The sequence below is a fragment of the Ensifer sp. SL37 genome (genome assembly GCF_026672675.1).
GTDB lineage: Bacteria > Pseudomonadota > Alphaproteobacteria > Rhizobiales > Rhizobiaceae > Ensifer > Ensifer adhaerens.
Window position 1 is genome coordinate 1,349,428 of the sequence record NZ_JAPPRN010000001.1, and the last position, 12,902, is coordinate 1,362,329.

General features: G+C 62.9%; 16 protein-coding genes. 7 read left to right on the forward strand and 9 right to left on the reverse strand.

Going from position 1 to position 12,902, the window contains the following annotated elements:
- Window positions 1-3: 3 nt before the first annotated feature.
- Complete coding sequence (locus OVA00_RS06095; protein WP_060520899.1) at window positions 4-792, reverse strand: NAD-dependent epimerase/dehydratase family protein; 789 nt, start codon at window positions 790-792, stop codon at window positions 4-6.
- A gap of 298 nt (window positions 793-1,090) precedes the next feature.
- Here OVA00_RS06095 and kdgD point away from each other — a divergent pair, with 298 nt between their 5' ends.
- The 6 genes from kdgD (at window position 1,091) to OVA00_RS06125 (ending at window position 7,015) form a co-directional block, all read left to right on the forward strand.
- The gene (gene kdgD / locus OVA00_RS06100) at window positions 1,091-2,002 is read left to right on the forward strand and encodes a 5-dehydro-4-deoxyglucarate dehydratase (RefSeq protein ID WP_113554898.1); all 912 of its coding nucleotides are present in this window, start codon (window positions 1,091-1,093) and stop codon (window positions 2,000-2,002) included.
- A 20-nt stretch (window positions 2,003-2,022) separates the two neighbouring features.
- Complete coding sequence (locus OVA00_RS06105; protein ID WP_268088351.1) at window positions 2,023-3,165, forward strand: mandelate racemase/muconate lactonizing enzyme family protein; 1,143 nt, start codon at window positions 2,023-2,025, stop codon at window positions 3,163-3,165.
- Window positions 3,162-4,034: an amidohydrolase family protein gene (locus OVA00_RS06110; protein WP_268088352.1), complete on the forward strand. Its 873-nt coding sequence runs from the start codon at window positions 3,162-3,164 to the stop codon at window positions 4,032-4,034. The genes OVA00_RS06105 and OVA00_RS06110 overlap by 4 nt, the downstream gene beginning before the upstream one ends.
- Window positions 4,035-4,155: 121 nt before the next feature.
- Window positions 4,156-5,133 carry a TRAP transporter substrate-binding protein gene (locus OVA00_RS06115; RefSeq protein ID WP_060520509.1) on the forward strand — a complete coding sequence of 326 codons (978 nt, stop codon included), beginning with the start codon at window positions 4,156-4,158 and terminating at the stop codon, window positions 5,131-5,133.
- A gap of 79 nt (window positions 5,134-5,212) precedes the next feature.
- Window positions 5,213-5,734, forward strand: coding sequence for a TRAP transporter small permease (locus OVA00_RS06120; protein WP_060520510.1), 522 nt, complete (start codon window positions 5,213-5,215; stop codon window positions 5,732-5,734).
- Complete coding sequence (locus OVA00_RS06125) at window positions 5,735-7,015, forward strand: TRAP transporter large permease (RefSeq protein WP_034800061.1); 1,281 nt, start codon at window positions 5,735-5,737, stop codon at window positions 7,013-7,015.
- 64 nt (window positions 7,016-7,079) lie between these two features.
- Here OVA00_RS06125 and OVA00_RS06130 read toward each other — a convergent pair whose 3' ends face one another.
- From OVA00_RS06130 to OVA00_RS06140, 3 genes are all read right to left on the reverse strand, one after another.
- Window positions 7,080-7,412 (reverse strand): tetratricopeptide repeat protein, encoded by a 333-nt coding sequence (locus OVA00_RS06130; protein WP_034800062.1) that lies wholly within the window; start codon window positions 7,410-7,412, stop codon window positions 7,080-7,082.
- A 25-nt stretch (window positions 7,413-7,437) separates the two neighbouring features.
- Window positions 7,438-8,031 carry a flavin reductase family protein gene (locus OVA00_RS06135; RefSeq protein WP_063894970.1) on the reverse strand — a complete coding sequence of 198 codons (594 nt, stop codon included), beginning with the start codon at window positions 8,029-8,031 and terminating at the stop codon, window positions 7,438-7,440.
- 150 nt (window positions 8,032-8,181) lie between these two features.
- The gene (locus tag OVA00_RS06140; protein WP_268088353.1) at window positions 8,182-8,790 is read right to left on the reverse strand and encodes a superoxide dismutase; all 609 of its coding nucleotides are present in this window, start codon (window positions 8,788-8,790) and stop codon (window positions 8,182-8,184) included.
- Window positions 8,791-8,954: 164 nt separating this feature from the next.
- Here OVA00_RS06140 and OVA00_RS06145 point away from each other — a divergent pair, with 164 nt between their 5' ends.
- The gene (locus tag OVA00_RS06145) at window positions 8,955-9,566 is read left to right on the forward strand and encodes a helix-turn-helix transcriptional regulator (RefSeq protein ID WP_034800063.1); all 612 of its coding nucleotides are present in this window, start codon (window positions 8,955-8,957) and stop codon (window positions 9,564-9,566) included.
- A gap of 61 nt (window positions 9,567-9,627) precedes the next feature.
- On the opposite strand, the gene OVA00_RS06150 is transcribed toward OVA00_RS06145, so the two are convergent.
- From OVA00_RS06150 to OVA00_RS06170, 5 genes are all read right to left on the reverse strand, one after another.
- Window positions 9,628-10,395 carry a 3-hydroxyacyl-CoA dehydrogenase gene (locus tag OVA00_RS06150; protein ID WP_034800064.1) on the reverse strand — a complete coding sequence of 256 codons (768 nt, stop codon included), beginning with the start codon at window positions 10,393-10,395 and terminating at the stop codon, window positions 9,628-9,630.
- A gap of 104 nt (window positions 10,396-10,499) precedes the next feature.
- Window positions 10,500-10,820 carry a FliM/FliN family flagellar motor switch protein gene (locus OVA00_RS06155; protein WP_051659531.1) on the reverse strand — a complete coding sequence of 107 codons (321 nt, stop codon included), beginning with the start codon at window positions 10,818-10,820 and terminating at the stop codon, window positions 10,500-10,502.
- Window positions 10,821-10,975: 155 nt separating this feature from the next.
- The gene (locus OVA00_RS06160; RefSeq protein ID WP_268088354.1) at window positions 10,976-11,332 is read right to left on the reverse strand and encodes a hypothetical protein; all 357 of its coding nucleotides are present in this window, start codon (window positions 11,330-11,332) and stop codon (window positions 10,976-10,978) included.
- Between the two features lie 306 nt (window positions 11,333-11,638).
- Window positions 11,639-11,902, reverse strand: coding sequence for a hypothetical protein (locus OVA00_RS06165; RefSeq protein ID WP_034800066.1), 264 nt, complete (start codon window positions 11,900-11,902; stop codon window positions 11,639-11,641).
- Window positions 11,899-12,702, reverse strand: a complete 804-nt coding sequence (locus tag OVA00_RS06170) for a DUF899 domain-containing protein (protein ID WP_034800067.1) — start codon at window positions 12,700-12,702, stop codon at window positions 11,899-11,901. The genes OVA00_RS06165 and OVA00_RS06170 overlap by 4 nt, the downstream gene beginning before the upstream one ends.
- Window positions 12,703-12,902: the final 200 nt, after the last annotated feature.

The following is a 12,902-nucleotide window of genomic DNA, read 5'->3' on the forward strand; positions in this document are numbered from 1 at the left end:
GTCTCAATAAATCGGATCATCGACGAAGGCGCCGCCCTGATAGCGCACGAGAGAGTCGCCCGGCTGCGGCGTGGGGGTGTTTTCGGCGACTTTCTGACGGAAAACTTCGGCATTGTCCTTCGGGCGCCAGCCGAGCCAGGAAACATGCGAATTGTCCCACCAGCCGGCGTCGTTGGCCGAGGCGCCCCAGATGACCGGGCAACCGAGAACCGGCACACGGAAGACGGCCTCCGTCAAGGATACGAAGTCGTCATGGGAAAACCAGGTGGAGAGCATTCGATAGTTGACGGGCTCGGGCAGGCAGGAGCCGATGCGGACCAGGGCGGTCTCCTGGCCGAACTTCTCGAAATACATGCGCGCCAGCGCTTCGCCGAAGCACTTCGATACGCCGTAGAGCCCGTCGGGCCGGTAGGGCGCGTTCGGGCCGAGCCGTTCGCCTTGCGGATAGTAGCCGATCGTGTGGTTGGTGCTGGCAAAGAGGATGCGCGGCTTGTTGTTGGCGCGCGCCGCCTCATAGAGATTGTAGAGGCCGAGAATATTGCCGTCGAGGATTTCCGAGAACGGACGTTCGACCGAAATGCCGCCCAGATGCACGATCGCATCGCATCCGACGACAAGCTCGTTGACGGCGCCCCGGTCGGCCAGGTCGCACTGAACGCATTCCTCGTTTTCACCCGGCGGATCGAGCGGCGCGCGATCTGCTAGACGGATCGTCCTTGCCAATGGCGCCAGCCTTTCGCGCATGACGCGGCCCAATTGCCCCGCCGCGCCGGTGATCAGAAGTCGTTCCATCGCCTGTCCCCCCAAGCCGGTGCAGGCGCTCACCGCGATCGATGCGCCCACATATCATATGATATCCGCTAACATATAATACATCTCTATTGCAATGCTTTCGCGAGGAGGCGATTTTGTTAAGGAGCGATCTCTTGGCGGCGTTTGGCGCCGAATTTCGGCCTTATGGCGTCACGTTGCTTTCGAAGCACAAAGGCGACCCACAGATCTTATATGATGACTTGTATTACGACATATTGACATGTGTGTGATGACTTGCTTAGTAGGCGCGTCGAGTTTTAGGGAGGACCCGCACGAAATGAACCCTGAGCAGATCAAGGCCGCGCTTGGATCGGGCCTGCTTTCGTTCCCGGTGACGCATTTCGATGCGGAGGGTCGGTTTGCGCCGGACAGCTATCGGGCGCATGTCGAGTGGCTGGCCGGCTACAAGGCGCCGGTTCTGTTTGCGGCCGGTGGCACCGGCGAGTTCTTTTCGCTGAAGCCGGACGAGATCCCCGGCATCGTCAGGGCGGCCAAGGACGTTTCCGGCGACACGGCGATCGTATCGGGCTGCGGCTATGGCACGGAGATGGCGGTCGACATCGCTCGTTCGGTCGAGCGCGTCGGTGCCGACGGCATCCTGCTTCTGCCGCACTATCTGATCGATGCGCCGCAGGAAGGGCTTTATGCCCATGTGAAGAAGATCTGCCAGTCGGTCGGCATCGGCGTCATGGTCTATAATCGCGACAACGCGGTGCTGCAGGCCGACACGCTTGCCCGGTTGTGCGACGAATGCCCGAACCTGATCGGCTTCAAGGATGGCACCGGCGACATCGGGCTGGTGCGCCAGGTCACCGCCAAGATGGGCGACCGGCTTATGTATCTCGGCGGCATGCCGACGGCGGAACTGTTTGCCGAGGCCTATCTCGGTGCCGGCTTCACCACCTATTCCTCGGCCGTCTTCAACTTCGTGCCGGGCCTTGCCAATGAGTTCTATGCCGCCCTTCGCGCCGGCGAGCGCGCCACCTGCGAGCGCATCCTCAACGACTTCTTCTATCCGTTCATGGCCATCCGCAACCGCGCCAAGGGCTATGCGGTGTCGGCGATCAAGGCCGGCGTGCGGCTGCAGGGTTTTGATGCCGGTCCGGTGCGTGCGCCGCTGAAAGACTTGACCGAGGAGGAAGTCGCCATGCTCGACGCGCTCATCGGTGCGAACAAGCGTCAGAAATGAGTGTTTTGCGAGGATAGCCCATGAAGATCGTCGCCGTCCGCACCCACCTTCTCGAACATCGGCTGGCCGTGCCGTTCGAAAGCGCCTCCATGCGTTTTGACCGTCGCGCCCATGTGCTGGTCGAGATCGAGTGCGACGACGGCACGATCGGCTGGGGCGAGTGCCTCGGCCCGGCGCGGCCGAATGCGGCGGTGGTTGCGGCGTACACGACCTGGCTGATCGGCCAGGACCCGCGCCAGACGGAAAAGCTCTGGGCGATCCTCTACAACGCGCTGCGCGATCAGGGGCAGCGCGGGCTTGCGGTCACCGCCCTTTCCGGCATCGATATCGCGCTCTGGGATATCAAGGGCAAACACTATCGTGCCTCAGTTTCCATGCTGCTTGGCGGGCGCTGGCGCGAGAGCGTGCGCGCCTATGCGACCGGCAGCTTCAAGCGCGATGGCGTCGACCGGGTCTCCGACAATGCGCTGGAGATGGCCGAGCGCCGGGCGCAAGGCTTCCATGCCTGCAAGATCAAGATCGGCTTCGGCATCGAGGAAGACCTGCGTGTCATCCGTGCCGTGCGCGAGGCGATCGGCGACGAGATGCGGCTGATGATTGACGCCAACCATGGCTACACCGTCACCGAGGCGATCCGGCTTGGCAAGGCGGCGGCCGACTACGACATCGACTGGTTCGAGGAGCCGGTCGTGCCGGAACAGCTTTCCGCCTATCGCGCGGTCAGGGCCGGCCAACCAATCCCGGTTGCCGGCGGCGAGACCTGGCATGGCCGCTATGGCATGTGGCCGGCGATCGAAAGCCGTGCCGTCGACATCCTGCAGCCGGATCTCTGCGGCTGCGGCGGCTTTTCCGAGATGGCGAAGATCACGAGCCTTGCGACGCTGCACGGCGTTCGCATCGTGCCGCATGTCTGGGGCACGGGCGTGCATATCGCTGCCGCGCTGCAGTTCATGGCGGCGATGACGCCGGATCCGGTGCGGGTCAACCCGATCGAGCCGATCCTGGAGTTCGACCGGACGGAAAATCCGTTCCGGCAGGCGGTGCTGAAGGCGCCGATCGAGGCGGTCGACGGTGTCGTTGCCATCCCCGATGCGCCCGGCCTTGGCATCGAGATCGACCGTGACGCGCTCGCCAGGTTCAAGATGCCCGAGAGCGCGCAATGATCGAGCGAACCCTCACCGGCCGCCCGCCTGAACCGCGCTTGCCGACGGGCACGGTCGACGCGCAGATGCACATGTATCTGCCGGGTTATCCATCGCTTCCCGGCGGCCCGCCTTTGCCGGTTGAGCCGTTGCCGGATGCTGCCGCCTACCGCCAGGTCATGGACTGGCTCGGCATCGACCGGGTGATCATCACCCAGGGCAACGCCCATCAGAAGGATAACGCCAATCTGCGCGCCTGCCTGGCCGAGATGGGCGATGTCGCGCGCGGCGTCACCGTCATCGACGAAACCACGTCCGATGCGGACATCGGCGCGCTCAGCGACGCGGGCGTTGTCGGTGCCCGTATCATGGATCTGCCTGGAGGGGCGGTGGGGCTCGATGCGTTGGAAGCGGTCGATGCGCGGGCACATGCGGCAGATTGGATGATAGCCGTGCAGTTCGACGGCAACCGGCTGCTCGACCATCTGCCGCGGCTGGCGCGCATCCGGTCACGCTGGGTGCTCGATCACCACGGCAAGTTCTTTGCCGGCGTCGATCCGGATGGACCGGAGATCGCGGCTCTCTTGAAGATGATCGATCGCGACAATGTCTGGTTCAAGTTCGCCGGCGTCTACGAGAGTTCGCGCGACGGGTGGCCCTATGGGGATGTCGCAGCCGTCTCCAGGAAGATCGCCGCGCATGCGCCAGAGCGCATCGTATGGGGCTCGAACTGGCCGCACAACATGATCCGCAAGACAGAAGACTATCCCGACGATGCACGGCTGGCAGACCTCGTGCTCGGCTGGCTTCCGGCCGAACGGGCCAGACATCTGGCTCTCGTCGAGAACCCGGAACGCCTGTTCAAGCTGCCTGCCTTCGCCGCGGTGTAGTTGCCGCGGGTGCTGGGAGGCGCCCGTGGAACCCACAACATGGAGATTTCGCATGCCGGCCCGGATGGGCAGCAACCCGGTCTTGGGAGAGGCCGAAGCACGACTATAGGAGGAGGAAAACATGAAGAAAATTGCAAGCATGCTTTGCGTCGCCATGGGGCTGGCGTTTGCCGGCACAGCGGCGCAGGCGCAGGAAATCACCCTGCGTTCGGCCGACATCCATCCGGATGGCTACCCGACCGTCGATGCGGTCAAATACATGGGGCAATTGCTCTCCGAGCGCACCAACGGTCGCATCAAGATCGAGGTCATGAACAACGGCGTTCTCGGCGGCGAGAAGGACACGATCGAACAGACCCGCTTCGGCGTCATCGACATGAACCGCGTCAACGCAGCACCCTTCAACAACCTCGTCAAGGAGACGATGGTCCTCGGCATGCCTTTCCTGTTCCGCTCGACGGAACATATGCACAACACAGTCGACGGCCCGATCGGCGACGAAATCCTCGCAGCCTTCGAACCGCATGGCTTGATCGGTCTTGCCTTCTACGATAGCGGCGCGCGTTCCTTCTACACGACCAAGAAGCCGATCGAGAAACTGGCTGACTTGAAGGGTCTGAAGATCCGCGTGCAGCAATCCGATCTCTGGATCGCGATGATGCAGGCCTTCGGCGCCAACCCGACGCCGATGCCGATGGGCGAAGTCTATTCCTCGCTCGAGACGGGCGTCGTCGATGGTGCCGAGAACAACTGGCCGTCCTACGAATCTGCCCGCCATTTCGAGGTGGCCAAGAACTATTCGCTGACCGAACATTCGCTCAATCCGGAGATCCTCGTCATTTCCAAGACGAGCTGGGACAAGCTCTCGCCTGAGGATCAGACGCTGCTTCGCCAAGCGGCCAAGGACAGCGTCGGCAAGATGCGCGAGCTTTGGAGCGCGCGCGAAAAGGCTTCCGAGGAGAAGGTCCGCGCTGCCGGTGCGAACGTGATCAAGGTCAACAAGGAGGAGTTCGCAGCCGCGATGGGGCCGGTCTACGACCAGTTCGTCAGCGACCCGAAGCTGAAGGACCTTCTCGAAAGGGTAAAGGCGGTCAAGTGACAGCGGTGAGGCCGGCTCCGGGATCGGGGCCGGCCTTTTCAACTGTTTACCGGATCGCCTTTGCGGAGGAGGAAGAAACATGCGTCGTTTCATGCGGACGATACGTCCGCTTCTAGGCGCGCTGAGCCGCGCTTCGCTCTACATCGCCGGCATCGGCATGGTCGCCATGACCCTGATCGTCGGCTGGCAGGTCTTTGCCCGCTACGTGCTCAACGACTCTCCGAGCTGGTCGGAGCCCTTGGCTCTTCATCTCATGGCCTGGTTCATCATGCTCGGCGCCGCCGTCGGTGTACGCGAAAGCGTGCATCTCGGCCTCGATGTCGTCCGACACGTGATGAAGCCGTCGGTGCAGCTTGCCATGGATCTGGCGAGCCTCGGGCTGATCGTCGTGTTCGGCTTAGCGATGGCCTATTACGGCCTGCTCCTTTCGGCCGGCACCTGGACGGCGACCATTCCGGTTCTCGGATGGCCCGGCGGCGTCGACTTTTTCCCGCTGATCGTCGGTGGCGCCATGATCGCCCTTTTTGCCGCGGAGCGATTTATCGACCAGTTTCTCGGCGTCGAACTCGCAGCCGATGTCGTCGTGCAGGAGATGGCCTGAATGGCTTACACTATCCTCTTTGGGGTCTTCACCCTCCTGATGCTCATCGGCACGCCGATCGCCTTCTGCCTCGGCATCGCTTCGTTCGCGACCGTGCTCTATCTCGGCCTGCCGCCGGTGGTGGTGTTTCAGCAGCTGAATTCGGGCATGAACGTCTTTGCCATGATGGCGATCCCGTTCTTCATCTTTGCCGGTGACCTGATGGTGCGCGGCGGCATCGCCAACCGGCTGATCCAGTTTGCGGCCGGCCTCGTCGGCCACCTGCGCGGCGGCCTCGGCCAGGTCAATATCGTCGCCTCGACGCTCTTCGGAGGCATCTCCGGCTCGGCGGTGGCTGACGCCTCTGCGGTCGGCGGTCTGATGATCCCGCAGATGGCCAAGCGCGGCTACGACCGCGACTATGCCGTCAACGTCACCGTCAATGCGGCGATTATCGCGCTGATGGTTCCGCCGTCGCACAACATGATCCTCTATTCGATCGCCGCCGGCGGTAATGTTTCGGTTGCCGATCTCTTTACCGCCGGCATCATCCCGGGGCTCTTGCTCGCGCTTGCGCTGATGGTGACGGCCTATGTCGTTGCCAGGCGCCGGGGCTATCCGTCCGAACCGTTTCCGGGCTTTGCCAAGGTCTTCTACTACCTGCTCGCCTCGTTCCCCGGCATCGTGCTGATCGGCATCATCTTCGGCGGCGTGCGCTCCGGCGTCTTCACCGCCACGGAAAGCTCGTGCATTGCCGTGCTCTATGCCTTCCTCGTCGCCATGCTTGTTTATCGCGAGCTGGATTGGACGGGCTTCGTCGAGGCGGTGATGGGGGCGGTGCGCACGACGGCCATGGTGCTGCTCGTCATCGGCATGGCGGCGTCCTTCGGCTGGCTGATGGCGTTCCTGCAGGTGCAGGCATTGATGATCAGTGCGATCGGCGCGATCTCGGAAAACCCGATCATCGTGCTGCTCGTCATCAACATCATCCTTTTGATCCTCGGCACCTTCATGGACATGGCGCCGATGGTGATCATCTGCACGCCAGTGCTGCTGCCCGTGGTCAAGGCCTTCGGCATCGATCCGGTGCATTTCGGTGTGGTGATGATCCTCAATGCCGGCATCGGCCTCAACACGCCGCCGGTCGGAACCGTACTCTTCGTCGGCTGCGCCGTCGGCGGGATATCCATCCGCGAGGCGATGCGCACGATCTGGCCGTTCTTCGGCGCCAGCATCGCAGTGCTGATGGCGGTCACCTACATACCGGCGCTGTCGCTGTGGCTGCCTTCGGTCTTCAAGTGAACTAACCGTTCGCGATATCTCCGGGCTCGGCATATCCGCCGGGCCCGGCCTTTTTCAGGGCTGGCTACTCGTTCCCGTTGGCGGCGAGACACTGCCGCTCCAGGCGTTTCAGGAAGACGCCGATTTCCTTTGCTGCCTGCAGATCGCCCTTCCGCTCGGCGACCGTACGGCCTTCGCGCCAGACCTGAATTGCCTCCTGGTGGCGACCCAGCTTGAGGAGGATCGCGCCACGCAGTTTCCATGCTGCCGAATAGTCCGGGTCAAAGGCGATCGCCCGCTCCACATGGGCCAAGGCGGTATCGAAGTCCGCCTCCTGGAGGCAGATGCTGCCGAGCGTGAACCGCAAGAGGGCGTCGTCCTTGCCGTCCTGTAAGAGCTTTTCGAGCACTTGCCGCATGGCTTCCTCCTCCGCGATCGCCGGTTCAGGCCGCAGGCTTGCTTGGGGTAAGGGGCGCATGCCCATTGCTCGCCAGCGTCAGCGATCTCGTCCTGTCGAGAGACTGATACTGGCGGCGGCCCCAGATCAAGGGGTCAGCATGAGCAGACGTCTCGGTTGCGACAATTGTTCCCACGAACAGCATATGGTCGCCCACCTCGATCGAAGCGCTGAGCAGGCAGTCGAGCGTGGCAGCCGCGCCGAGCAGCCTTGGCCGTCCGCTCGGCCACTCAGCCCAGATGCCGACGAGATAGCGCTTCGACGCTTCGATCTTGCCGGCAAAGGCATCTGCGATCAGCTCCTGGCCCTCAGCGAGCATGGCGAGCGAAAACCCTCGCTCGGCGGCGATCAGCGCGGCAAGCGGACTGTCCGCCTTGATCGAAATGACGATCGACGGCGGGTTGGCAGAGAGCGAGAAGGTCGCCGTCACCGTCCGGCCGAGACTGTCGGGGCCATTGCCGGCGCTCGCCACGCAGACGGTGGCGGCGAGATGCGACAGGGTGTCGGCGAACTCCGGTTTCGACACCGCCAGGTCGGCATGGGCGTCGATGGCGAGGGAGGGCGGAGGTGTCTGGCGCATGGGGCTCGTTCCGAGATGAAATAGCCCGTGGCGGCGGGGAGACGCCACGGGATTTGCAGAAGCCTGAGCTCAGGCGGGGGCGAGCGGCTGCTGCAACTCTTCGACCGATCGGCTCGCGAACTCTTTCCAGCCCGCACCGCCTTCAGTCGGTCAGGCGGACTTGAGTTCCGCTTCGGCAAACTCGTAGTTGGCGAGCTTGTCGAGGAAGTTCGACGCGTAGTCCGGGCGACGGTTGCGGTAGTCGATGTAATAGGCGTGCTCCCAGACATCGAGGCCGAGCAGCGCCTTGCCTTCATTGGTGGCAACCGGGTTGGAGCCATTGGCGGTCTTCGTCACCTTCAGCTTGCCGTCCTGGCCGAGCACCAGCCAGGCCCAGCCCGAACCGAACTGGCCGGTGGCGGCTGCCTTGAAGGCATCCTTGAAGGCATCGACGCTGCCGAAATCTTCGGTGATCTTCTTATCGAGCACGCCGGGGATCTGACCGCCCTTCGGCGAAAGGTTGTTCCAGAACAGGATGTGGTTCCAGTGCTGGCCGGCATTGTTGAAGACCGGGGCGAGTTCCGCGTTGCCGTGGCTGAGGCGAATGATCTCTTCCAGCGACAGGCCTGCAAGCGAGGCGTCCTTCTCGACGAAGCCGTTGAGCGCCGTGACATAGGCCTGGTGATGCTTGCCGTGGTGAAACTCGATCGTCTCGGCGCTCATGCCGTTTTCGGCAAGTGCTGCGGCGGCGTAGGGAAGGGCGGGAAGTTCGAAGGCCATGGTCAAATCCTTTGCGGGCGGGGCACTCTCGGATCACTTGTCTGCGAACGGAGGAGAGTGTATTTAGCAAGACAATTCTTTGTAAATCTGCGCGCGGGAATATGTCAAGCGATCCCTTGTTAAATCCAGAGCAAAGCGCCGGCCGCACCCCGGGCGAGCGCATCATGCTTGCACTCAAGCTACACGGACCGCAGACCGCGACAGCGCTCGGCAAACGTCTGGCGATCACCGGCGAGGCCGTGCGCCAGCAGTTGGTGCGTCTCGCCGAGGAGGGGCTGGCCACGTCGTGGTCCGAGGCAAAAGGCGTCGGTCGTCCGTCGCAGTTCTGGGGGCTGACGGCTGCCGGCCACGCGGAGTTTCCGGATACGCATGCAGAGCTGACCGTCCAGTTGTTGCGCACCATCCGGCAGACGCTTGGCGAGGACGCGATCGACCGGCTGATCGCCGCGCGTGAGGACGAGACGCGCCAGAACTATCGTGCGGCGATGGTGGAGAAAGAGAGCCTGCGCGAACGGGTGGACGTGCTCGTTCGATTGCGGTCACAGGAAGGCTATATGGCCGCCTGCGAGGATCCGGGCGACGGCACGCTGCTGTTCGTCGAGAACCATTGTCCGATCTGTGCCGCCGCGACCAACTGCCAGGGCTTCTGCAGGGCAGAATTGAGCGTGTTTCGGGCGGTGCTCGGCCCCGGTGTCGAGGTCGAGCGCGCCGAGCACATTCTGGCCGGCGCGCGACGTTGTGCCTATGTGGTCAAGTCGGCCGACCGGGCCGCCTGATCGTGCCAAAGGAACGCTCTGGCACGCGCCCGGTCGTCGGGCGCCACCAGCTCCGATCGTGTCAGCGCGCGCCCATGCGCAGGGCGCCGTCGAGGCGGATGACTTCGCCGTTCAGCATGCGGTTTTCGCAGATGTGCTGCACGAGTGCCGCGAATTCGTCCGGTTTGCCAAGGCGCTGCGGGAAGGGCACGCTCTTGCCGAGCGAATCCTGCACTTCCTGCGGCATGCCGGCCATCATAGGTGTTTCGAAGATGCCCGGCGCAATGGCGACGACGCGAATGCCGTGGCGCGCGAGTTCGCGCGCAATCGGTAGGGTCATCGAGACGACGCCGCCCTTGGAAGCGGCATAGGCCGCCTGGCCGATCTGGCCATCGAAGGCGGCGACCGATGCGGTATTGACGATCACCCCGCGCTCACCATCCTCGCCGGGCTCTTCCCGCTGGATCGCCTCTGAGGCGAGCCGCAGCATGTTGAAGGTGCCGATGAGGTTGATCGCGACCGCGCGCGAAAAGCTTTCAAGCCGGTGCGGACCGTCGCGCCCGAGCACCTTTTCCCCCGGCGCGATGCCGGCGCAGTTCACCAGGCCGTGCAGATGTCCGAAGCGATCGAGAGCCGCTGCTACTGCGGCGGCGCCATCGGCCTCACTGGTGACATCCGTCTTCTGGAAGAGCGCGTTGCCGCCAAGCTCCTCGGCCATCTGCTGGCCGGCTGCGGCGTTGACGTCGGCGAGAACCACGCGGGCACCCTCGCCATGCAGCTGCCGCGCGACGGCCGCACCCAGACCCGAACCGCCACCGGTAACGATAAAGACTTTTCCATCGATCAGCATATGAGGCTCCTCCCGTACCGGATCGTGTCGTTGAACTATCGACATAGCCTTGCTGGCTGTGGAAGCCAAGTTCGGCTGACGACGGCGGCCTTACGCGTCGGAGCCTATTGGGCGCCGATCGGGGAGATTTCGATGATCTTGATGCCGATGGCGTTGGTGGCTTCGTCGAACACGATTTCGCCGCGGCCGATCACCATGCCGTTGACCTTGAGTTCCACCGGTTCGCCGAAGTTGCGATCGAGATGGATCGTGTCGTCCTGATGGAGTTTCGAGATCTGCGACACCGTCAGCTTGGCGCGCCCGATCACCGCTTCGATCGCGAGAGGAATTCCCTGGACTGCGCGCTCGCTCATGACAGAACGGCCTTCGAACGCAGGGCTTTCGTCGAGCTCGACCAGCTCATCCTGTAGCTTCTTGTTAATCATTCTGCACCATCCAAAGCACTGATTCACGACTCTTTAACAAAGAGTTGCGCCAGTTCGCCCTGGGTAGCAACCGTGGCTAAATGGGGGTTCCCCGTGCCTTGCAAGCGAGCGTTAACAAAGCGTTAACATCCACAATTCGGAGGCGGTGAAAGCTGTCAAAGCGTCACCGCGGCCCAGTTTCCGTCCCGTTTTTGGAATCCGATCATGCGGCGGCCATTCGGCAATTTGTCGCCGAGTCGCACGACATAGACGTAACCCTCGTAGACCATCAGCCCGCGATCGCCGTCACTGAACAGGATCTGGAAATTCGGCGACTGCATCATCGCGGCGTCGACTTCAGCGCCGGTCACAGCCGGGGCAATCGCTGCGATCTCCGACGAAGGCTCTTTCGCTCCACTCAAATAGTAGAGCGATGCCGCAGCGGCTATAACGAAAAGCAGCAGGGCGCCCGCCAAAGGCAACGGGCGGCTCTTGAAACGTGTCGGGTTCGGTTTAGAGGCGGCAACACTCAAGGTCAACTTCCTGATTCGCTGTATTTTCCGAACGGATCCGGCCACAGGTGGAAAGCGACTGATTTCTCCTGCCGACACAAGGGCCGGAGATCTTGCCAAATCTACCTAGTGGAACCGTTCCGTACTTCAAGCTGAGAAGTCACTTGCTTCTCCGACTCGACAGCATGCCCACTCGCCGATTTCAGGGACATATGCCCATCGGCGTTTCCACATCTTTTGCGTGCCGTGCGACAATAGCATGTCGCCGGATGATTTTTCAGCTCCCGACGCCCGCAACTGACAGGCGCCGGGGGCGAGGCCGATCCCTCAGCCCTTTCTGATGTCGATCAGTTTCAGCCAGGGCTGAAGGTGAAAGGCGCCCATCAGCAGATACATGGCGGTCATCCCGCCGATCACAGTTTGTCCGGCGCCGCTACACAGCATCGGATCGGCCCCGGCGGTTCCCATGTTGGAAAGAACCGCCATCAGGGCGAAGGTGGGGGCGGCGGCAAGCGCCAACCCCGCAGCTACCAAACGGGCGAGGGAGGGCGCCCGCCCGTCGCGCTCACCGGAGCGGGCGCCGATGCTCATGGCTTCGCGCTCGTGTCGGAGGCGCGCATCGCGGCCTCGCCGGCATCCGATACTTCGACCCATCTTTTGTCGGGGGCAGCGCCTTCGACGTAGCTGTCGTTCCAGTTCCACCACTTGTAGGTCGGGGTCTGCGGATATCCGGCCGGCGAATCCTCCCACACTTCCTGTCGGCCGAGCGGGGTGATGTCGAGATAGTTCCAGGTGCTACCCATCTGTTCGTCGCCGCGGCTGTTGACGAGGTAGGTGCGAAACAGCTCTTCGCCGTCGCGGAAGAAGACATTGTGGCCGTGCCACTCGCCCACGTCGAAATCAGCATCGAAGCTGTCGGTGATGGTGTACCAGGGCATGGTCCAGCCCATCCGTGCCTTCAGCCTGGCAATATCCGCCTGCGGGGCGCGCGAGGCAAAGACCAGGGTCGTGTCACGGGCGTTAAGGTGCGACAGATGCGCAACCTGATCGGCGACCATCGAGCAGCCCCGGCAGCCGTGATCGGGCCAGCCATGCACGCCCGGTTCGTAGAAGGCGCGGTAGACGATCAACTGGCGCCGGCCGGCAAAGAGGTCAAGCAGGCTCGCCTTGCCGTCGGAGCCCTCGAACACGTAGTTCTTGGTCACGGCCGTCCAGGGCATCCGCCGACGCTCGGCAGCCAACGCATCGCGGGCGCGGGTGTGCGCCTTTTCCTTTACCAGCATTTCCTGCCGGGCCGCTTCCCATGCCTGTGCCGAAACCACCGGCGGCTTCTGCATCGTCGACTGGGCGTCCGCGCGTCCGTTCTCGCGTTTCTCGATCGTCTGGGTCATGGTGCTGTGTCTCCTCGTTTCAGCAAAACTTCTCAACGCAAGGCCGATGCCTTGCAGTCCTGAGCAGCTTGACACCGCAAGAGGATCGGCGGGAGTAACAAGTGTGGCGGTGTTTTCGAGCCGGAACCGTTGCGACTGGGCAGCGGCGCGGGAGTTCGCCGATCAAGCTCCTTTTTAGTTGTCGCTGTTGTAATTCCTCG